At 68.4% G+C, this 20,850-nt stretch carries 14 protein-coding genes; 2 read left to right on the forward strand and 12 right to left on the reverse strand.

Features of this window, described 5'->3' with window-relative positions; all coding sequences use genetic code 11:
* A complete protein-coding gene (locus ACI3KT_RS09930) occupies positions 1–1,011 on the reverse strand; it encodes a hypothetical protein (RefSeq protein ID WP_404903976.1) in 1,011 nt (336 codons plus the stop codon).
* Between the two features lie 113 nt (positions 1,012–1,124).
* On the opposite strand from ACI3KT_RS09930, the gene ACI3KT_RS09935 reads away from it, so the two are divergent.
* On the forward strand, positions 1,125–2,252 hold the full coding sequence (locus ACI3KT_RS09935; RefSeq protein ID WP_404903977.1) for a hypothetical protein: 1,128 nt from the start codon (positions 1,125–1,127) through the stop codon (positions 2,250–2,252).
* Between the two features lie 219 nt (positions 2,253–2,471).
* Here the strand turns inward: ACI3KT_RS09935 and ACI3KT_RS09940 are convergent, their stop codons facing one another.
* From ACI3KT_RS09940 to ACI3KT_RS09960, 5 genes are all read right to left on the reverse strand, one after another.
* Positions 2,472–4,109, reverse strand: coding sequence for an ABC transporter ATP-binding protein (locus ACI3KT_RS09940; protein ID WP_404903979.1), 1,638 nt, complete (start codon positions 4,107–4,109; stop codon positions 2,472–2,474).
* Positions 4,109–5,104 carry an ABC transporter permease gene (locus tag ACI3KT_RS09945; RefSeq protein ID WP_292908510.1) on the reverse strand — a complete coding sequence of 332 codons (996 nt, stop codon included), beginning with the start codon at positions 5,102–5,104 and terminating at the stop codon, positions 4,109–4,111. Before ACI3KT_RS09945 ends, ACI3KT_RS09940 begins: the two co-directional genes overlap by 1 nt.
* 1 nt (position 5,105) lies before the next feature.
* The gene (locus tag ACI3KT_RS09950) at positions 5,106–6,212 is read right to left on the reverse strand and encodes an ABC transporter permease (RefSeq protein WP_404903981.1); all 1,107 of its coding nucleotides are present in this window, start codon (positions 6,210–6,212) and stop codon (positions 5,106–5,108) included.
* Between the two features lie 81 nt (positions 6,213–6,293).
* Positions 6,294–7,931, reverse strand: coding sequence for an ABC transporter substrate-binding protein (locus tag ACI3KT_RS09955; RefSeq protein ID WP_292908506.1), 1,638 nt, complete (start codon positions 7,929–7,931; stop codon positions 6,294–6,296).
* Between the two features lie 139 nt (positions 7,932–8,070).
* The gene (locus ACI3KT_RS09960; RefSeq protein WP_307293134.1) at positions 8,071–8,985 is read right to left on the reverse strand and encodes a helix-turn-helix transcriptional regulator; all 915 of its coding nucleotides are present in this window, start codon (positions 8,983–8,985) and stop codon (positions 8,071–8,073) included.
* 57 nt (positions 8,986–9,042) lie between these two features.
* Here ACI3KT_RS09960 and ACI3KT_RS09965 point away from each other — a divergent pair, with 57 nt between their 5' ends.
* On the forward strand, positions 9,043–10,443 hold the full coding sequence (locus ACI3KT_RS09965; protein WP_404903983.1) for an MFS transporter: 1,401 nt from the start codon (positions 9,043–9,045) through the stop codon (positions 10,441–10,443).
* Between the two features lie 35 nt (positions 10,444–10,478).
* Here ACI3KT_RS09965 and ACI3KT_RS09970 read toward each other — a convergent pair whose 3' ends face one another.
* The 6 genes from ACI3KT_RS09970 to ACI3KT_RS09995 all read right to left on the reverse strand — a co-directional run bounded on the left by ACI3KT_RS09970 (position 10,479) and on the right by ACI3KT_RS09995 (position 20,815).
* A complete protein-coding gene (locus ACI3KT_RS09970; RefSeq protein WP_404903985.1) occupies positions 10,479–10,856 on the reverse strand; it encodes a DUF779 domain-containing protein in 378 nt (125 codons plus the stop codon).
* Positions 10,857–10,927: 71 nt separating this feature from the next.
* The gene (locus ACI3KT_RS09975) at positions 10,928–12,475 is read right to left on the reverse strand and encodes an aldehyde dehydrogenase family protein (RefSeq protein WP_404903987.1); all 1,548 of its coding nucleotides are present in this window, start codon (positions 12,473–12,475) and stop codon (positions 10,928–10,930) included.
* A 114-nt stretch (positions 12,476–12,589) separates the two neighbouring features.
* Positions 12,590–13,918 (reverse strand): transcriptional regulator, encoded by a 1,329-nt coding sequence (locus tag ACI3KT_RS09980; RefSeq protein ID WP_404903989.1) that lies wholly within the window; start codon positions 13,916–13,918, stop codon positions 12,590–12,592.
* A gap of 165 nt (positions 13,919–14,083) precedes the next feature.
* The gene (locus tag ACI3KT_RS09985) at positions 14,084–15,511 is read right to left on the reverse strand and encodes a CCA tRNA nucleotidyltransferase (protein ID WP_404903991.1); all 1,428 of its coding nucleotides are present in this window, start codon (positions 15,509–15,511) and stop codon (positions 14,084–14,086) included.
* Between the two features lie 178 nt (positions 15,512–15,689).
* Positions 15,690–15,983: a hypothetical protein gene (locus tag ACI3KT_RS09990; protein WP_292908494.1), complete on the reverse strand. Its 294-nt coding sequence runs from the start codon at positions 15,981–15,983 to the stop codon at positions 15,690–15,692.
* 74 nt (positions 15,984–16,057) lie between these two features.
* The gene (locus ACI3KT_RS09995) at positions 16,058–20,815 is read right to left on the reverse strand and encodes a lamin tail domain-containing protein (RefSeq protein ID WP_404903993.1); all 4,758 of its coding nucleotides are present in this window, start codon (positions 20,813–20,815) and stop codon (positions 16,058–16,060) included.
* Between the last annotated feature and the right edge of the window lie 35 nt (positions 20,816–20,850).

Consider the following 20,850-nt stretch of genomic DNA (forward strand, 5'->3'; position numbering starts at 1 on the left):
TCACTCCAGATCGAGCGAGACGAGGCCGGGCAGACCTGCGGTCTCGGAGCGCAGAGCGAGGACGAATTCCTCGTAGGTCGGCGTCATCGTCACGCGCGTCGATCCCAGGATGCAGGTGATTGCTCGCCCTCCCCGCTTGTCGAGCCGGATCCGGTGCACCGGGTATGCGGGCGGCGTCAGCCAGATGCGCGCAAGCAGCGAATAGGGATGGTCCTCTTCGCCCATGCGCAGGCCGTGCGGGCCCACGACGATCTGCGCCGGAGTCCGTCTCACCGCCCGGTAGCGCTGCGCGGCTCCGATCGCGAAGCCGATGGCGGCGATGCCTGCGAAGGGGATCAGCAGGACGAGCGCCGAGAGATCGCCGTCGAGGAAGCCCGGGGTCAGCACGAGCAGGGTCACGCCGAGAGTCATCGCGAACAGCACGATCGCCGTGATCAGGAAGCCGCGCCCTATGCGTCGTTCGCCCGACGAGTCGAGCCGGAACGTCGTGGGCAGTTTCGCGCGCTCGCGCGCGGCCGCGACCGGATCGGCGGCCGGCGGCTGAGCGATCGGAGCGAGCTCGGCCATCAGCTCGTTGAAGACGGTCCTCGAGAATCCGGGCAGGTCGATCACGGTCTCGCGTCCGTCGGTCCAGACGACCAGCGCGCGGGTCGTGCCCGTGCGCAAGCCGTTGGTGCGGTGCTCGGTGACTTTCGACCGGAACGCGGTGGTGTCTCTGGCGTATGTCTGCATGCCTCCGGGCCGTCCGATGTCGACCGTGCCGGGACGCACGATCACCCGGATGTTCCGGAGCCAGAAGGCCCCCACCCACACGGCGATCGTCAGCACGATCGCCGCCACGAGCACGATCCGGCCCCGCGTGGAGATGTTCATCGTGCGGGGAAGGAATCCCGGGATGATGAACAGAGCGGCCGTCGACAGCACGGCGGACAGCATGAGGGCTCCGAGAGCGATGCGAAGCGGATGCCGGCGGAACACGCGCTCGGCGGGCACGGTGGCGACCTGACTCATGGGGACAGTCTGCCGCACCCGGCGACGCACCCGTGCGCTGTGGCGCACCGCGGGTAGCGTGAACGCATGCAGTGGTTCACGGATCTCGCCTTGCGCGCCGTCGGGGCGCGCCGATGACACCGCCGACGCAGGCGACCTTCGACGCCCGACCCCTCACAGAACCGGTCGATCCTCGGGCGGTGCGGGCCTTCGCGGCCGAGCTGCGAGCACGAGGGACCGCGACCATGAACGCGGGGGCCATCATCGCCGTCGTCGTTATCGCGCTCTCGGCGGTCATCATGGTGCCTGTCCTCGTGTCCGTCATGGTCGCGGTGCTCTCCGGCTCCGGCTCCGGCGGACGCGGCGGCCTGATCCCCTTCGCGTTGATCGGCGTCGCCGCCGTGCTCGGCATCGTGCTCTCGCTGGCCGGCTGGCGTCGAGCGCGCACGACCCGCTACCGCCTGAACCGCTTCGCGCAGGCGAACGGCATGACCTACGAGGCGAGGATCGCCGACCCTCCGCTGCCGGGGATGGTCTTCGGCATCGGCCGCTCCCGGGCCTCGACCGACGTCGTCCGCGGCACCACACCCCGCTTCGCCGAGTTCGGGAACTTCCAGTACACGACCGGATCGGGCAAGAACTCGACCACGCACAACTGGGGCTACGTGGCGGTGAAGCTCGACGTGCCGCTGCCGAACATCGTGCTCGACGCCAAGGGCAACAACTCCTTCGGATCCAACCTGCCGGCCGCCTTCCGCAAGGCGCAGCGGCTGTCGCTCGAGGGCGACTTCGATCGGTACTTCGACCTGTACTGCCCCGAGGGGTACGAGAGCGACGCCCTCTACCTGTTCACACCCGACATCATGGCGCGTTTCATCGACAACGCGGCCGAGCTCGACGTCGAGATCGTCGACGACTGGCTGTTCCTGTACACGCAGCGCAAGGCCTCGACTCTCGACCCCGCGACGTGGGCCTGGTTGTTCGGCGCGGTGGGGGCTCTGCTGGTGAAACTCGACCAGTGGGCGCGGTGGCGCGACGAGCGGCTGCTGGTCGCGAATCCACCGCTCGCCTCATCTGCGGGACAGGCGAGGGATGCCACGGCGCTGCCCTTCGCAGCGCCGGCGGGGATGCTCACCCCGCCCCCTGGCGTGGCGCACGAAGGCCGTCGGCTCTCGCGGGGCTTCCGGTGGGTGCCGATCGTCGTCGCTGTCGTTTTCGGCGTCGTGTGGATCGCGCTGCAAGCCATCGGTTCGATGCACTGAGCAGTGCGAACGTCGCGTCAGGCGGTCACCGAGGGGTGAGTGTGGGGGTGGGTGCTGCTTTGGGGATTAGCGCCCACCCCATCCCCCCTCGGGATCAGAAGAAGCTGGGGACCTCCTCTGCATGGCGGACGAGCCGCCAGCGAGTGCGGTCAGCTGGGGGCTGACGTATGTGCACCGCGTTCAATATGGTATGCCAATGAAGGTTGCAAGCGGTTGCGATCACCCGTGCAACGCGGCCCATTCGGCTCGACGCACCGCCTGCTCCACCGGGTCGGGAACGGGAAGCGACGCGATCAGGCGCTTCGTGTACTCGTCCTTCGGGGCGCCGAGCACGTCGGCCGTGCGTCCGTACTCCGCGATCTCGCCGCGATGCAGCACGACCACCTTGTGGGCGAGCATGTCGACGACGGCCAGGTCGTGCGTGATGAACAGCGTCGCGAAGCCGAAGCGCTCCTGCACCTCGCCGAACAGCTCGAGCACTCTGGCCTGCACCGACACGTCGAGCGCGCTCGTGGGTTCGTCGGCGATCAGCAGCTTGGGATCGAGCGCGAGCGCACGGGCCAGCGAAGCCCGCTGACGCTGGCCGCCCGAGAGCTCATGCGGATAGCGGTCGCCGAAGGCGCCGGGCAGCTGCACCGCCTCGAGCAGTTCGTCGACCCGAGGGCGCGCGTCGGACGGGTCCTTGGCCATGCCGTGCACGATCAGAGGCTCCGCCACGTTCTGCGCGATCGTGAGCAGCGGGTTGAAGCTCGTCGCGGGATCCTGGAACACGAATCCGAGGTCTTTGCGCAGTGGCCGGAAATGCCGCTCGCGCACGCCGAGCATCTCCATTCCGAGCACCTCGAGCGAACCGTCGGACACGGGGGTGAGTCCCGCGATCGCCCGGCCGATCGTGCTCTTGCCCGAGCCGCTCTCGCCCACGAGCCCCACCACTTCGCCGGGCGACAGCGTGAAGCTCACTCCCTTGACGGCGCGGAATGCGCCTCGCCCGAAACGACCCGGATACTCGATCACGAGATCCTTCGCGACCACGAGCGGGGCGGCATCCGTCTCCGGCGCCCGCCGGTCGGTGACCAGAAGGCGCGGCACGGCGGCCAGCAGGCGCTGGGTGTACTCGTGCTGCGGAGCCGCGAACAGCTCGGCCACAGGCGCAGTCTCGACGAGCTCGCCGTTCAGCATCACGGCGACGCGATCCGCGAGATCGGCGACCACGCCCATGTTGTGCGTGATGAGCACGATCGCGGTGCCTTCTTCGTCGCGGAGACTGCGCAGCAGCTCGAGGATCTCCGCCTGCACCGTGACATCGAGCGCCGTGGTGGGCTCGTCGGCGATGATGACCTTCGGCTTGAGCGCGAGGGCCATCGCGATCACGATGCGCTGCTTCTGTCCGCCCGAGAACTGGTGGGGATAGTCGTCGACGCGGCGCTCGGGCTCGGGGATGCCGACGCGCCGGAGCATGTCGATCGCCAGCACCCTGGCCGCCTTGCGGCTGACGCCGCCGTGCGCCCGCAGGCCTTCGGCGAGCTGCCAGCCGACCGGGAACACGGGGTTCAAGGCGCTCGAGGGCTCTTGGAACACCATGGCGGCCTTCGGCCCGCGCACGGCGCGCAGGCCCGCAGGGTCGAGTCTCGTGATCTCGGTGCCGTCCAGGATGACCGTGCCTCCCACGATCGCCGTCTCGGGCAGCAGTCCGAGGATCGACCTCGCCGTCACGGTCTTTCCGCTGCCCGACTCGCCCACGATCGCGAGCACCTCGCCGGTCTGCACGTCGAGGGTGACGCCTCGCACGGCCTGCACGTCGCCGCCGTCGGTCGCGAACGTGATGTTCAGGTCGCGGATGTCCACTGCTGTCGTCATCACTGCACCTCTCCCAGGTCTTCTCGGGTCACCGGCTGGGTCGCCGCGACCGCATCGGCCGGCGTCGTGCCGCGACCGGCCCGGCGACGGGCGCGCAGACGCGGATCGGCCAGATCGTTCAGGCTCTCGCCGATGAGCGTGATGCCGAGCACGACGCACACGATCGCGAGTCCCGGCGGGATCGCCGTCCACCAGATTCCGGCCGCGACGTCGCTGATCGACTTGTTGAGGTCGAAGCCCCACTCGGCGGCCGCGGTCGGCTCGATGCCGAAGCCGAGGAAGCCGAGCGCGGCGAGGGTCGAGATGGCCTCGGCCGCGTTGAGGGTCACGATGAGCGGCAGGGTCCGGGTGGAGTTGCGCAGCACGTGGCGGAACATGATCCTGCTCGTGGACGCGCCGATGACCCGCGCCGACTCGACGAAGGCCTCGGCCTTCACGCGCAGAACCTCGGAGCGCACGACGCGGAAGTACTGCGGCACGAAGACCACGGTGATCGAGATCGCCGCGGCGAGCACGCCGGGCCAGAGTCCCGACTGGCCGCCGCTGATCGCGATGGCCGCGACGATCGCGAGCAGCAGGGTGGGGAAGGCGTAGATCGCGTCGGCGACCACCACGAGCACGCGGTCGACCCAGCCGCCGAGGTATCCAGAGACGAGGCCGAGCAGCACGCCGATCACGACCGAGAGCGCGACCGCGACGACGATGACGAGCAGTGCGGTGCGCGATCCCCAGATGACACGGGAGAGCACGTCGTAGCCGCCGACGGTGGTGCCGAGCAGGTGCGCTCCGCTCGGCGCCTGCTGGGCGCCGAAGTTGCCGTCGGCGCCCTTGAGCTGGTCGTAGCTGTACGGGGCGAGCCACGGCGCGAAGAGAGCGGTGATCAGGAAAAGACCGGTCAGCACGAGACCTGCGACGAGCATGCCGCGCTGCAGACCGACGCTCTGTCGCAGCTGATGGATCACCGGAAGACGGTCGAAGAGCGAGGGCTTCGCCATGTCAGTACCTCACCCTCGGGTCGACGAACGCGGCGATGATGTCGACCACGAAGTTGGTGACGGCGACGATCACGGCGATCATCGCGACGATGCCCTGCACCGCGACGAAGTCGCGTGCGCCGAGGTAGGCGGCCAGCTGGAAGCCGAGCCCCTTCCACTCGAACGTCGTCTCGGTGAGCACTGCGCCGCCGAGCATCAGCGCGATCTGCAGCCCGATCACGGTGATGATCGGGATCAGGGCCGGACGGTACGCGTGCGTGCGGACCAGGCGCCCTTCGCTGACGCCGCGCGAGCGGGCCGCGTCGATGTAGGGCATGTTGTACGTGCCGATCAGGTTCGTGCGCACGAGGCGCAGGAAGATACCCGCCGTGAGCAGACCCAGAGTCGCTGCGGGGAGGATCGCGTGCAGCAGCACGTCCTGCACGTATGCCGGGTTGCCCGAGGCGATCGCGTCGATGAGGTAGATGCCGGTCCCCTCCTTGCTCAGCGCGATCTCGGTGCGCACGTTCGCGCGGCCGGAGACGGGCAGCCAACCCAGCCACACCGAGAAGATCAGCTTGGCGACGAGGCCCGAGAAGAACACCGGGGTGGCGTAGAAGAGGATCGCCGAGACCCGCAGCGATGCGTCGGGCCAGCGGTCGCGCTTGGCGGCCGCGACCATGCCGAGGGGGATGCCGACGACGAACGCGACGACCAGCGCGTAGATCACGAGCTCGAGCGTGGCGCTGCCGTACGTGACGAGCACCTCTGTCACGGGCATCCGGTTGCCCGTGAGCGTGGTCCCGAAGTCGAAGGTCAGGATCTGACCCAGGTATTCGAAGTACTGCACCAGCACGGGGCGGTCGTAGCCCGCGGCGTGGATGCGCTCGGCGAGCTGCGCGGGTGTCAGCTGTCCGCCCAGAGCGGTGGTGATCGGATCGCCGGTGAGCCGGATCAGGAAGAAGACGACCGTGACCAGGATCAGCACGGTGGGGATCATCAGGAGGAAGCGGATGAGGATGTAGCGCCCCAGCGAGGTTCCGCCGGATCTGCGGCGGGCTGTGCGGGCGGGCGGGAGGCCGTCGGCCGGGGTTGTCCCGGCGGACGACGCAGCGACGTTGCTCGTCATGTGAGGGGTCCTTCGCGCATATCAACGACCCCGCCCTCTTCGACTCGGCGAGCGGAAGCGGACGGGGTCGTGATCGTGATGCTACTTGGTGATGGAGGCGAACCGCAGCTTGAACGATGCGTCGAGGGTCACGCCGTCGACGTCGGTGCCTGCGACGGCCACCTGAGCGCCCTGGAGCAGCGGAACCGTCGACAGGTCGCCGGCGACGAGCTCCTGGATCTTCTCGATGTCAGCCGTACGCGTCGCGGCATCCGGCTCGACGGCCTGCTTGAGGATCAGGTCGTTGACCTCGGGGTTGTCGTAGTGGTTGCCCAGGAAGTTCTCCTTGAGGAAGAAGGGCGTGAGGTAGTTGTCTGCGTCGGAGTAGTCCGGGAACCAGCCCAGCTGGTACGCCGGGTACACGTCAGCCGTGCGGTCCTCGGAGTACTGCACCCACTCGGTCGACTTCAGGTCGACCTCGAACAGACCCGAGTCCTCGAGCTGCGACTTGACCAGGGCGTACTCGTCACCCGACGAGGGGCCGTAGTGGTCGGGGCTGTACTGCAGGCTCAGCTTCACCGGAGTGGTGACGCCGGCGGCCTCGAGGGTCGACTTCGCCTTGTCGGCATCCGGGGCGCCGTTTCCGTCGCCGTAGAGGCCCTTCAGCGCTTCGGTCGCGCCCGCGAAGCCCTCGGGGACGTAGGAGTACAGCGGGGTGTAGGTGCCCTTGTAGACCTGCTCCGAGATGGCGTCGCGGTCGACGAGGTCGGCCACGGCCTGGCGAACGGCGAGGGCCTTGGCCGGGTCGGCCTCGGCGGTCGTCGCGCCGTACGGCTGCGTGTTGAAGTTGAACACGATGTAGCGGATCTCGCCGCCGGGTCCGTCGACGACCTTGACCTTGTCGTTGCCGCTGAGGTCTTCGACGTCGGTGGCCGACAGGCTGCGGTAGGCGACGTCGACATCGCCCTGCTGCACGGCGAGCTTCAGGTTCGAGGACTCGGCGAAGTAGCTGAGCACCACGCTGTTGTTGACCGGCGCGTCGATCAGTCCCTTGTAGTTCTCGTTCGGCGTGAACTCGACGGTCTTGTTGAAGTCGTACGAGGAGATCACGTACGCCCCGCCGAAGGCGTTTGCCTTGACGATGTCGTCATCCGAGGTGAGGGCGTCGGCCGAGAAGACCTCGTCGTCGACGATCGCGCCGGGGAAGCTCGTGAGGATGAACGGGAACACCTGGTCGTTCTCGGTCTTCAGGTGGAAGACGACCGTGGTGTCGTCGGGGGCCTCGACGCTGTCGAGGTTGTAGAGCAGGCTCGATGCGCCGTTCGGATCGGCGATCTTGATGTTGCGCTCGAACGAGAACTTCACGTCGGACGAGGTGAGGTCGTTGCCGTTGGCCCACTTCAGACCCTTGGGAAGGGTCACCGTGTACTCGGTCGGCGAGGTGAACTCGGCCGACTCGGCGAGGTCGGGGACGACCTCGTTGCTGTTGTAGTCGGTGTTGACCAGGTACGGGAACACCTGGATCTGCACGGCGAGCGAACCGTTGTCGTAGGATCCGGCCGGGTCGAGAGTGGTGACCTTGTCGGTGGTGCCGACGATGATGTCGCCGCCCTTGGCGTCACCGCCGCCCCCGCCGTTGTCGCCGCCGCCGGCTGCGCAGCCGGCGAGGACCAGGGATGCGACGCCGAGGGCGCCGACGGCGAGGCCGAGGCGGCTTCGCGTGTTTTTACGCAGAGACATGAATCTCCCCATCTGTGAAGGTGCAGCCTCGTCTGGTGGACGGGCTCATCGCACCATCATGCACATGCATGCACCCGGATGCCGAGGGGGTGCCCGAAACCGTAACGAGACCGAAACCCGTGCGGGATGGGACGCGGCGTCAGGCGACGAGGGCGGACTCGAGCCGCGCCGCCACCTTCGGACGCGCGGTGACGACGGGTGAGTCGTGGAGTTCGGCCGCCATCCGGGCGAAGGCCTCCGCGCTGGACGCATCGACGGGCTGGAGGACTTTGATCTGAACCGAACGCGCCCGATCTATCCAGAGCGGCACGAAGCGCACGTGCACCGACCCGGCGCGGGTATGGCGGAACACCTGCTCATGGGGAGTGTCCCGAGCGATCTCGCCGGACTGCCACAGCGCGTCGAAGCGGGGGGATTCCGTGCGCATCCTCTCGACCAGCCCGGTCCAGGCCGGATCGTCCAGATGCTCGGCCATCGCGGCGTGCAGTCGCGCGACCATGCGGGTCGTGACCGCGTCGTAGTCGCCGTAGGAGCGCTGCCAGACCGGATCGAGGAACGCCCGCACCATGCAGTTGCGGTCGGCGACGGGCACGGCATCGAGGTCGTCGATGAGAAAGCGATAGGCCGCGTTGCTGGCGAGGATGTCGTATGTCGCGGTCTGGATGCAGGCGGGGAGCGGCATGAGCGTGGCGAGCAGGGCGAGGTGGTCGGCGGTCACCACCTCGCACATCGACGACAGCGGCGCGCCTGGTGCTGCGTGGCCGGTCGCGAGCACCCAGAGGTGTTCGCGTTCCTCGAGATCGAGGCGCAGCGCCCCGGCGATCGCGTCGAGCACGGCCGGGGACGGGCGGATGTCCCGGCCCTGCTCGAGCCACGTGTACCAGGTGACGCCCACCCCAGCCAGGACGGCGACTTCTTCGCGGCGCAGTCCCGGGGTGCGCCTGCGGCCTCCAGGCGGAAGGGACACCTGCGCAGGACTGAGCCTCTCCCTCCGATTGCGGAGAAAGGCTCCGAGCTCATGCCGGGCGGTGGCCGTGCTGTCCGCTGTCATCATCAGTACCATGATAAGCACGCTCTGGATACCTGGATGGATGAGGACGAATCTGGTCTCATGACCCAGACCATCTCCCTTCCACGAGCGAGTTCCGACGGCCTGACCGATGCAGGGGCGACCGCGCTTCTCGGAGGAACCGTGCTCGCCAACGTGATCTTCGGCGCGGCGACGATCGTCGCCCCGTCCGTGGCGACGGAGGTGGGAGCGGATGCCGGTGCCGCCGGGCTCTTCGTGGCGTTGTTCTCGGCGGGGTTCGCGGCCGTGCTCGTCCTCGGCGGACGGCTCGGCGATCGCCTGGGACGGCGACGGCTGTTCCGGGCCGGGCTCGTCCTGCTCGCCTTCACATCGCTCGCCGTGAGCCTGGTTCCGGGTCTGGCCGGTCTGCTCGTGGTGCGCGCGGCTCAGGGTGTGGCGACCGGACTCCTGCTGCCGCAGGCGCTGACCACGATCCAGGCGACCACGTCGGGCACCAGACGGACCCGGCTCACCTCGATCTACGCCGCCGTGCTGGGCGTCGGCACCACGGTCGGCCAGATCGGTGCGGGTGCTCTCGCCGCTCTGGGTCCGAGCTCCTGGCGCCTCGCCTTCGCCGCCATCGGGGTGCTCGCGATCGTCGTCCTGTGCGTGACCGGGCTGATCCCCGAGACGCGCTCGCCCTCGGAGCCGGGCATCGACGTGTTCGGCAGCATCCTCCTCGCGACAGCCATCGTGGCGCTCCTCGTTCCCCTCGGTCTCGGTCGGAGCCTGGGCTGGCCGTGGTGGACGGCAGCCTCCCTCGCCGCGTCACTGCTCGCCGCGATCGTGCTCACCGCGTGGGAGCGCCGCCTCCCCTCGCGCAGGGCGCTGCTGCCCCGAGATGTCCTCCGCACTCCGATGCTGCGAGTCGGTCTCCTTCTCACCGCCCTGTTCTTCACCGGGTACGGCGCCTTCGTCTTCCTGTTCTCCTCCACGGCATCCGCCCGGCTCGGGCTCGACCCTCTCGCGGTCGGCATCTCCCTGGCGCCGTTCGCCGGAGCCTTCATCACCGGCACGCTCTTGTCGCCGCGACTCGCGATCCGGTTCGGTGCGCCGAGTCTCATGCGGGGGTCCGCGGTCGTGCAGGCCGTCGCGCTGCTCGCGATCGGTCTCATGGTGTGGCTCGAGTGGCCGGCGCCGTCGATGCTCGGCATGCAGCCCGCGCTGCTTCTGCTCGGATTCGCGCAGGCGCTGATGTACACGCCGCTCATCGGCACGATCATGGGTTCGCTGCCGCATGAGCTGGCCGGCATGGCGAGCGGTCTTCTCGCCACGGTCCAGCAGGCGGGACTCGCCATGGGCGTCGCCGTGATCGCGGTGCTCGCCGACGTGTTCTCGGCCGCGGGAGGCGCCGGGTTCGCCGCGTGCCTGCTGCTGAACGTGCTGCTGGCGATCGCTTTCGCGGTCACCGCCGGACGGTTGCGCCGACTGTCTCCGCAGTAGCGGAGGACCCCCTCGGTCCGCGCACTGTCGGGGGTTCAGGCGCTCAGACCGAAGTGCTCGAGCTCCGCGGCATCCAGCATCCGCGATCTGATCAGGAATCGCATGCCGGTCGGCCCTTCGACGCTGAACCCGGCACCCCTGCCAGGCACCACGTCGATGGTCAGATGCGTGTACTTCCAGTACTCGAACTGCGACACGGACATGTACACCTCGACGGAATCGTCGAGACCGACGTCGAGGTCGCCCAGCAGCACGTCACCGGGCCCCGTGATGAACATGCCGATCGGATAGCACATCGGCGCCGAGCCGTCGCAGCATCCGCCCGACTGATGGAACATCAGCGGACCGTGCTGCGCGGTGAGCTCGCGGATGAGGGATGTCGCGGCATCCGTCACGTCCACCCGTTGGTGCATGTCTGCTCCTCTCGCCGAGACATGGTGCCGGGCGGGCGCGTCCCGAGATCGCGCCCGCCCGGTGGTGCGGATCAGAAGAAGCCCATCGGTCCCTCGGCGTAGGAGACCAGGAGGTTCTTGGTCTGCTGGTAGTGATCGAGCATCATCTTGTGGTTCTCACGGCCGACGCCCGACTGCTTGTACCCGCCGAACGCGGCGTGCGCGGGGTACTGGTGATAGGTGTTCGTCCACACCCGGCCGGCCTCGATCGCGCGACCCGCGCGGTACGCGGTGTCTCCGCTGCGGCTCCAGACGCCGGCGCCCAGGCCGTACAGCGTGTCGTTCGCGATCGAGATCGCCTCGTCGAAGTCGCTGAAGCTCGTCACCGACAGCACTGGTCCGAAGATCTCCTCCTGGAAGATGCGCATGTCGTTCGTGCCCTCGAACACGGTCGGCTGCATGTAAAAGCCCTCGCTGAGGTCTCCGCCGAGATCGGCACGCTCACCGCCGATGAGGAGTTTCGCGCCGCCTTGCTTGCCGATGTCGATGTAGCTGAGGATCTTCTCGAGCTGGTCGTTCGACGCCTGCGCGCCGATCATCGTCGCGGGATCGAGCGGGTTGCCCTGCACGACCCTCTTCACCCGCTCGAGCCCGTCGGCGAGGAAGCCGTCGTAGATCGAGCGCTGGATCAGTGCGCGCGAGGGGCAGGTGCAGACCTCGCCCTGGTTCAGCGCGAACATCGTGAAGCCCTCGAGAGCCTTGTCGTAGAAGGGATCGTCTGCGCGGGCGACATCTTCGAAGAACAGGTTCGGGCTCTTGCCTCCCAGTTCCAGCGTAACCGGGATGAGGTTCTGCGAGGCGTACTGCATGATCAGGCGACCGGTCGTGGTCTCACCCGTGAACGCGACCTTGCGGATGCGCTTGTGCTGCGCGAGCGGGGCACCCGCCTCGATGCCGAAGCCGTTCACGATGTTCACGACGCCGGCCGGCAGCAGGTCGCCGATGATGTCGAACAGGAACAGGAGTGATGCCGGCGTCTGCTCTGCCGGCTTGATCACGACGCAGTTGCCTGCGGCGAGCGCCGGAGCGAGCTTCCACACCGCCATCAGGATCGGGAAGTTCCAGGGGATGATCTGGCCGACGACTCCGAGCGGCTCGTGGAAGTGGTACGCGACCGTGTTCTCGTCGAGCTGGCTGATGCCGCCCTCCTGCGCCCGCAGGACGCCGGCGAAGTAGCGGAAGTGATCGATCGCGAGCGGGATGTCGGCGGCGAGCGTCTCCCGAACGGGCTTGCCGTTCTCCCACGTCTCGGCGATCGCGATCTCCTCGAGGTGCTGCTCGATGCGGTCGGCGATCCGATTGAGGATGACGGCGCGCTCGGCCGGGCTCGTCTTGCCCCAGCTCGCGAACGCCTTCCAGGCCACCTCGACCGCCCGGTCGATGTCTTCGCTGGTGCCGCGGCCGACCTCGGTGAACGCCTTGCCGTTGACAGGGCTGACGTTCTCGAAGTACTGACCTCTCACGGGCTCGACGAACTCTCCGCCGATGTAGTGACCGTAACGGGGGCGAAAGTTCGCGAGGGCTCCGGGCTGCCCCGGGGCGGCGTAGGCGGTGGACACGTCTTCTTCGACGATGGTCATCGTGACTCCTTCGACGGTGCCGCGGCGTCGGTGCTGCGCGGCTCTGGTCCGAAGGTAGGTCTGCAACCGTTGCACGCTCGTGCGTCACGTTGCATCGGGTTGCGCGATGCCGGATCAGGCCTCTGCTTCGAGCCGCTCGATGCGGGCCACGAGCGCGGCGCGCTTCGGCGAGCGCGCGGGAAGCATCTCGAGTGCGAGCCTCAGCACCTCGGCGTCGTTCTGCCCCTCGGGTATCTCGGCATAGGCGAGCAGGACGTCGAGGCTGGCCTCGGAGAACATCACTTCGCGCAGCGCGGCGCGCAGCGTCTCGCGGAACTCCTCCACACCGGGAGAGGTCGACTCGGGAAGCACGGGGCCGCGGTATGCGGTGAGAGCGACCCTGTGCGCTCCTCGATCGAGCAGTGACAGCACGTCCTGCGCATCCGTCTCCAGCGGCATGGGCAGCCGGTACGGACGCGACTCGGGGATCAGACCGCACGCCGTGCGCTCGAGGACCTTGCGCAGCCGCACCATCTCGGGGCGGAGCGTGTCGGGCGACGCCCCCTCGCCGTAGACGAGTTCGGTGAGCCGCTCGGCCGACAGCCCCTGCCGGTGCACGGCGAGCATGAGCATGATGGCCGCGTGCCGTCCGCTGAGCTCGATCACCCTCTCACCGAACTCGGTGTCGGTCTCGAGCCGGGCGCGATCGCGTCCGAGGACATGCAGGATGCCGCGCACCGTGCCCGTGCCGCTGCGGGAAGGGGTCGGCGGACGGGAGGAATCGGCGCGTTCACGCAACCTCGCGACGAGCATCTCCGACTCCACCGCCCGCGCCGTCGCGTCGACGAGAAGGCGCGCCTGCCGGCTCACCACCTCGTCACCGCCGGTGATGTCGATGACACCGAGCAACTGGTGCGTCTCGGGGTCTCGCACCGGAGCCGCGGTGCACGACCACGGATGCACGAGCCGGTTGTAGTGCTCTGCCCCGCGGATCTGCACAGACTGACCGAGCGTGAGGGCGGTGCCGGGTGCCGTGGTGCCGACGGCGTCTTCAGCCCAGTTCGCCCCGGCGACGAAACCCATTCCGTCGGTGAGCGAGCGCAACTGACTGTCGCCCTCGATCCAGAGCAGGCGTCCGGCCCGATCGCCGACCGCGACGACCACGCCGGAGTCCTCCGCCGATCCGGGCAGCAGCAGCGCCCTGATCATGTCCATCGCCGAAGCGAGCGGATGCGCCAGCCGATAGCGGTCGAGCTCTTCGCTGACCAGTTCGAGCTGCGGCGCACCTTCCGGGCCGACCCGACTGCGCCACGAACGCTCCCACGACTCCCGCACGAGCGGGCGCACCTGCTGAAGTCTGCGGTCGTCGAGGTTCCCGGCGATGAGCTCCTCGTGGGCACGCTCGATCAGAAGTCGCGACGCCTCAGGCGGGGCATCCCGTGACGCATTCCACGACGCAGCCACAGCGGTCTCCGATCATCGTGAGCGGACGGTCTCAGTGTACGAGCAGGGCGGTCGCGGGGGAACAGGGTTCACGTACCGTGTGCCTCGGCGATTCGCATCCGAGCGCCACGTTTTCGGTTCTCACGCTCTCGTGCCGTCGTCCCGGCGATCGGTCGCCGCCGGGCCTCAGCTCCGGCTCGCCCACCAGTCGCGCAGGCGCTGCTCGGCGGCATCCGCTCCGATCACTCCCTCGTCGAGGCGCAGTTCCAGCAGGAACCGGTAGGCCTCGCCGACCTCCCGACCCGGGGCGATGCCGAGGATCTGCTGGATCTGGTTGCCGTCGAGCTCGGGGCGGATGCTGTCGAGCTCCTCCTGTTCGCGGAGCGCCGCGATGCGGGACTCGATGTCGTCGTATGCGCTCGCCAGCCGGGCCGCCTTGCGCTTGTTGCGCGTCGTGACATCGGCGCGGGTCAGGATGTGCAGGCGCTCGAGGAGTTCACCGGCGTCGCGCACATAGCGGCGCACCGCGGCATCGGTCCACGCGCCCTCCGCATAGCCGAAGAAGCGCAGGTGCAGTTCGATGAGGGTCGCCACCGCATCCGTCGTATCGGTGTCGAACCGCAGCGACTGCAGGCGCTTGCGGGCCATGCGCGAACCGACCACGTCGTGGTGGTGGAAGCTCACCACACCGCCGTCTTCGAGCTTGCGGGTGCGGGGCTTGCCGATGTCGTGCAGCAGGGCGGCGATGCGCAGCGGCACGTCGGGCGCGGCGCCGGGGTGACGCGTGTGCTCGAGCTCGATCGCCTGGGTGAGCACCGTCAGCGAGTGCTCGTAGACGTCCTTGTGGTGATGGTGCTCGTCGATCTCGAGGCGCAAGGCGCTGATCTCGGGAAGGAACTCGTCGACGAGTCCGGTGTCGACCAGGACGCGGATGCCGCGCACCGGGTCGTCGGTCTGCATGAGGCGTACGAGTTCGCCCTGGATGCGCTCGGGGCTGACGATCTTGAGCGTCTCGCGCAGCTGCGCGATCGCCTGTTCGGTGGCCTGCTCGATCGAGAAGCCGAGCTGCGCGCTGAACCGGGCGGCGCGGAGCATGCGCAGCGGGTCATCGCCGAACGAGACGTGCGGGTCGGTCGGCGTGCGCAGGACGCCGGAGATCAGGTCTTCCACTCCGCCTGTGGGGTCGACGAGCTTCACGGACGGAACCTGCAGGGCCATCGCGTTGACGGTGAAGTCCCGCCGGACGAGATCGCCGTCGATCGTGTCGCCGAACTCGACCGTGGGCTTGCGGGTCACGCCGTCGTAGCTGTCGGCGCGGTACGTGGTGATCTCGACCTGTTCGCCCTGCACACGGGCGCCGATCGTCCCGAACGCACGGCCGATGTCCCAGCGCGCGGTGGAGATCGGCGTGACGATCTTCAGGATGTCGTCGGGGTGCGCGTTCGTCGTGAAGTCGAGGTCGTGCGTGGGGCGTCCGAGCAGGGCGTCGCGCACCGGCCCGCCGACGACGGCGAGGTCGAAGCCGGCCGCGGCGAACGCCTCGGCGAGGGTGCGGACGACCGGGTTCTCGGCGAGCGCGCCGAGACGGGCGAGGCCGTCGGCCATGTTGAGCATGGGTTCCAGCGTACCGGGCAGGTGCGCACAGGTTCACTTGGGAGGGGTGGCCGTGTGAAAAGTCGGAGCCGTGGCGTGACACGCCGTGCCGCGGCATCCGTCACCGCCGTGTCGACTCGAAAGTCCGACTTTTCGCACACGAGGATGCCGGACGTCTGGCCGCCCGGTACGGCGCGCGTCAGAACAGCGGGTTCTCTCCTCGGGCCTGTGCGATCGCCTGCGTCTGGGAGCGCAGGTGCGTCATGAGCATGGCGCTGAGCCCGAGTCCGCCGAGCAGAGCGACCCCGACGAGCACCAGGCGGCCGTTGTCGGGGTCGACCATGCCCAGCACGTAGACCACGATGACGGTGAGAGCGAGCAGCGCCCCCTCGACCACGGCGAAGACGATGAACTTCCGGTTCAGTCGGGCGGCGTAATCCTTGCGGACCGCTGCGACCCTGGCGTCGATCGACGAGTCGTCTGCGTGGCTCATGCCGTCAACGGTAGTGCAGTGCGTTCGCCGACGGAGCCAAGGGACGGATGCCGCGGCATCCGTCCCTTGCACGCTCAGGCTCTGCGCTTGCCGCGCAGCAACATCCCCGCGCCCAGCGCGAGGAGCACCAGCGCCGCGAGCCCGAGTCCGCCGAGCCACAGCCCCGAAGCACCGGTCGCGGCGAGGCCTCCGCCGTCGGGACCGCTCGAGCCGCTGCCGGAATCCGCCCCGCCGTCGCTCCCGTCGCTGCCGCCGCCGGTCTCACCGGCGATCGTCGTGAAGGTGCGCACCGCCGAGTACTCCACGCCGCCGAACGGCCCCGTCGTGCGGACGAACCATCCATGCGTCCCCTCGGAGAGTTCCTTCCAGGTGACCGCCGTCGCCTCTCCGCTGACGACGCCCTCTGCGCAGCCGACCTCTGTCGAGGTGAGGATATCCGCGCGGAACGAGTCGGTCGCGAGGGTCTTGGCAGTCGGCGCGATGCCGCCCGCCGCGTACGGGATCTCGAACTCCTGCATGCCCGCCGGGCTGTTCAGCGACGGCTCGTCGGAGTCGAAGTCGTCGAGCGACGGCGAGTAGGTACGCACGACGATGCGGCCGCCCTCGTTGTCGAAGTGCAGCAGGCGCAGGTACCCGAGGCCGCCCTCAGGCAGGCCCTGGTAGTCGAACAGCATCGAGTACACGGTGCGGTCCGCCGTGCCGTCTCCGTCGTCGTCGAAGTCGTCGAGCCGGGTGTAGGCATCGTGATAGTGCCCCGACCCGACGGCGATCACGTTGGCGTTCGGCGCCACGACCTCGTCGTAGATACGCTGCGGGAACGGGCCGAGACCGCCCGTCGTCAGCATGTACTCGTGCAGGTTGATCATGACCTTGCGCTCGGGGTACTGCGCGATGACCGAGTTCATCCACGCGATATCCGCCGAGTTCGACGCGGTGTCGTTGGGGTCGGGCCAGCCCATGTACATCATGAGCAGGTCGATGCCGTCGACGCTGACGAGGTCGTAGTGACCGCGATTGTCCTTGTAGGAGCCGCCGTACCAGGGGTTCTGCTCGAACCGCGACGCGCCGAAGTACGAGCTGTACGGTCCGTAATCCCCGTCGAAGTGGCCGACATCGTGGTTGCCCGCGAGCACACCGTACGGAAGACCGGCCTCGTCGAGGATGTCGTAGGCGGCATCCGCGTTCTCCCACTGATGCTGCTCGTTCTGATTGTCGACGATGTCGCCGGTGTGCGTCACGTACTGCAGGTTGAGGTTCTCGCGCTCCGCGACGAGGAACTCGTTGATGTCGATCTGGTGCTGGTAGTAGGTGTCCGAACCGCCGGTGCCGGCGCCGTGGCCCTCGTTGCTGTTGTAGTACTGCGTGTCGGACTGCCAGGCGAGGGTGAAGTCGTACTGCTCACGCGGGGTGGCGCCGGCGTTGTAGTCGGTCACCTGCGACTCGCGGCCGCTCAGGTCGGTCGCCGCCCACCCTTCCGAGTGCTGCACGAGGAAGGTGAGCTGGCCATTCTGCGCGTGCCCGGCGACGGGCACCTGTGCGTCGAGGGTGAAGCTGGTCGGCGCTTTCCCGGTGGTGACATGGCGATCGACCTCCTCCCACGCACCCCGGGTGGTCTGCACGTACAGCAGCACCTTCGCGTCGGCGTTCGCGGAGCCCGCCCAGGCCACCCGCACGTCGGAGCCTTCGTCGGCGCCCTCGGGCACGGCGACCGTGAACAGTTGGTACGGCATGGCGGTGTCGCTGGTCTCGGCGACCTCGAGACCGTCGGCGCCGGTCAGCTTGGCGAGGTCGTCGGCGCTCAGGGGTTCACCCTCACGATCGGTCGAGCTTGCGTCGGTCGTGGTGCCCGAGACGACATGCACCGATGAGTCGGCGGCCGTGTACGTGTAACCCTCGGCGAAGCACACCGCGAGCCGGTCGTCGACGTTGGATCCCGGAATCGCGCTGAGCTCGACGGAGTCGCCCTCGATCACCGCGCCGTCGGCGGGGTTCACGAGCATGGTGTGCGGCAGCTCGTCGGCGGTCGTGAAGCTCACGGTGCTCGTCGACACGTTGCCGACCGCATCCGACGCCGTGACGACCGCGACGTGGTCGCCCGGCGTCAACGTGAGCGAAGAGGTATCCGTCGGCAGGGTGATCTCCTCGCCGTCGAGAGATGCGGTCATCGACGCGAAACCCGATCCTGCATCCGTCGCCGATGCGTCGATCGTGAAGGGTCCGCGGTACGACTCGCCCTCGGCGAGGCTGGTCGTGATCTCGGGTGCCGTGTTGTCGACGACGACTGTGCGCGTGACGGTCTCAGCGACGGCCGCACGGGCAGCTGCAGCCTGACCGGCGGACGCCGTGATCCCGTGCGGTCCGTCTGCGACGGCTGTCGTGTCCCACATCGTCGAGACCGAGTCGAACGCGTCGTCGGGGATCGTGAACGTCGCGAGGAAGTAGACGAGGTTCGCGTCGCTGAGGTTGATCCGCTCGGCGGAGTCACTCGGGCACGCGCGAGCAGCGGCCTCCTGTCCCTCACCGGCACCCGAGCACGAGGTGGGGCGCAGCACACGCCCGTCGGGCAGCGCCAGACGCGGATTCATGATCGTGTAGTCGTCGTTGTTCTCATTCGGGTCGGGCTGCGGCCATGCCTTCGTGCCCGCGTAGACCCCGATCGTGAGCTGCTGGCCGTTGACCACCTCGTCGACCGGGACCGAGGCGTCGACCGTCACGATGCGGTCGTAGAAGCCCCCGTCGAAGATCTCCAGCACGTTGTCGCCGAGCTTGATGCCGTTGCGGAAGAACGCATCGGTGGCCGTCGCCTCGATCGCGAACACCGGGGCCTTCTCGAGGGATGCGGTGCCGTCGGCGATCGTCGAGCCGTCGATGCTGAGCTCGAGGGCCCCGACGTCGCCGTCGGTCGTGGCGACGACGGGAGTCTGGCCGTTCACGAACTGCCCGTCCGCGACGTTCAGTCGCACGGGCTCTTCAGCGGAGTGGTCGAGCGTGAGACGCACAGGACCCAGCGTGCTGACCTGGCTGCCGTCGCCTGCGGTGACGGTGTACTCCACCCAGCGCTTGCCGTACACATCGACCGCCGGAATCGAGTACAGATAGCGTCCGGCTGCGGAGAACGTGAGATTGCGCGTCTCGGTTCCGCCGAGGTCGTCGGTGACCGTGAGAGTCACGCGGCGCACGAGCAGGTCGTCGGTGATGTCGAAGCCCAGCTCGATGCCTCCCGTGTCGGGAACTTCGGATCCTCCGGTGAGGTCGACGATCACAGGCGCGGTTCCCGGCGCGGGGTACGGCACGAACGACACGGCGACCTGATCGTCGGTCACTGCACCGGGAGTCGGCGCGGCCAGGCCGAGCATGGTCTGCGTGGTGCCGGCGGGGTCGGGAGGAGTCCACAGGGCGGATGCCGCGGCGCCCGGGTTCCACGAGTACTGGATGGCAGTGCTCGCCGTCGTCTGCGCATCGTCGAAATAGTAGGCGCGAGAGATGTCGTGCCCGCTCTTCGTCTGCAGTTGCAGGCCTCGCGACCCCCCGTTCGCCATGCCGCCCGACGAGATCGTGAGGAGGTCGACGCCCAGCTCGAGATCGGTGCCGAACGCGCTGTTGAAGTCGGCCGCGGTGAGGCCGGCCGCGATCACGGCCGGGTTCTGGATCCACAGCACCAGCGTGCCGCCCGCCGGGATCACGGGTTCCCCCGGACTTGCGGGCCACAGCGTCGACGCGTTGGACTTCGGGTTGGTCAGGTCGTTGTCGGTGGTCAGGTAACTGAGCACGTAGTCGCCGAAGTTCACGGGGGCGTCGGCGGCGTTGTAGATCTCGATGAACTCGTAGGCGTCCGAACCCGAGACGTTCGCGGTGTCGGGGGCGACTTCGGTGATCTGCAGGACGGGACCGTCCGAGTCCGGATCCGTGGGCTTGGTGAGGGCGCTGGTGACCTGTTCGACCGTGATCGCTCCGGGGGTCGGCAGGGCGGTGGCGCCGGTGATGTCGTAGGCGAGCAGGCGGGCGTCGGGGGTCCCGATCAGGTCGGGCACGCCGAACTGCGCATTCCACGGCGTGGTGCCCACGGCATCGTCTGCCGGGACCCAGGCGCGTGTAAGGGTGGAGCCGTTCGCATCGGTCAGGCTGAAGCCGCGGTCGCCGCCATTCGCGAAGCCCGCCTGCGGGCCGAACCGGTAGATCGGAGTGTCCGCTGCCATGCCGTAGAAGGCCCGGAGTTGATCCTTGGTGAGGCTGCGACGCGCATCGCCGGGCGCGTAGTTCATCCAGAACACGGCCGAGGAGCCCGCGGGGATGGTCGCAGGCGCGTCGGCCTCGCCGTCGAGGTGGATCAGCGGCTGAACGGTGCCGGTGTTCCAGCGACTGGTGTGGTACCGGATCTGGATGCCGGCGGCCTCGAGGTCGATCGCGGCATCCGTCGTGTTGGTCACCTCGAGGAACTCGTAGGTGTCGGCGCCGGGGTTGTCGCCGTTGATCTCTGTGATCACGAGAGGCCAGTAGGCGCTCGCATTGCTCGCGGGGGTCGGTTGCGGTGCCACGAGCGGCGCGACATCGGATGCCGGCGGCTGCGCCGTCGATGGAGTCTTCGGGTCTTCGGTCGGCGTCGGGTCAGTCGGAGCCGGGGTCGGCGTCGGGTCGGCGGGCGCCGCGGTCGGCGTAGGAGTCGCGACCTCCTCTGCGGGCATCGTCGGCTCAGGCGAGGGCTGCGGTGACGACGTGTCCTCGTTGATGGCGGCAGCGGCGATGTCAGGAACCACGCCGGAGCTCAGCGCGGTGGCGACGACCAGCGCGCTCAAGGTGCTGGCGAGGGCGCGGCGGAGCGGTGAAGAGAGCATGAGAGACCTGTTCGGAGAGAGCGATCGGCAGACGT

The organism is Microbacterium sp. ZW T6_19, from assembly GCF_044987465.1.
Classification (GTDB): Bacteria; Actinomycetota; Actinomycetes; order Actinomycetales; family Microbacteriaceae; genus Microbacterium; species Microbacterium natoriense_A.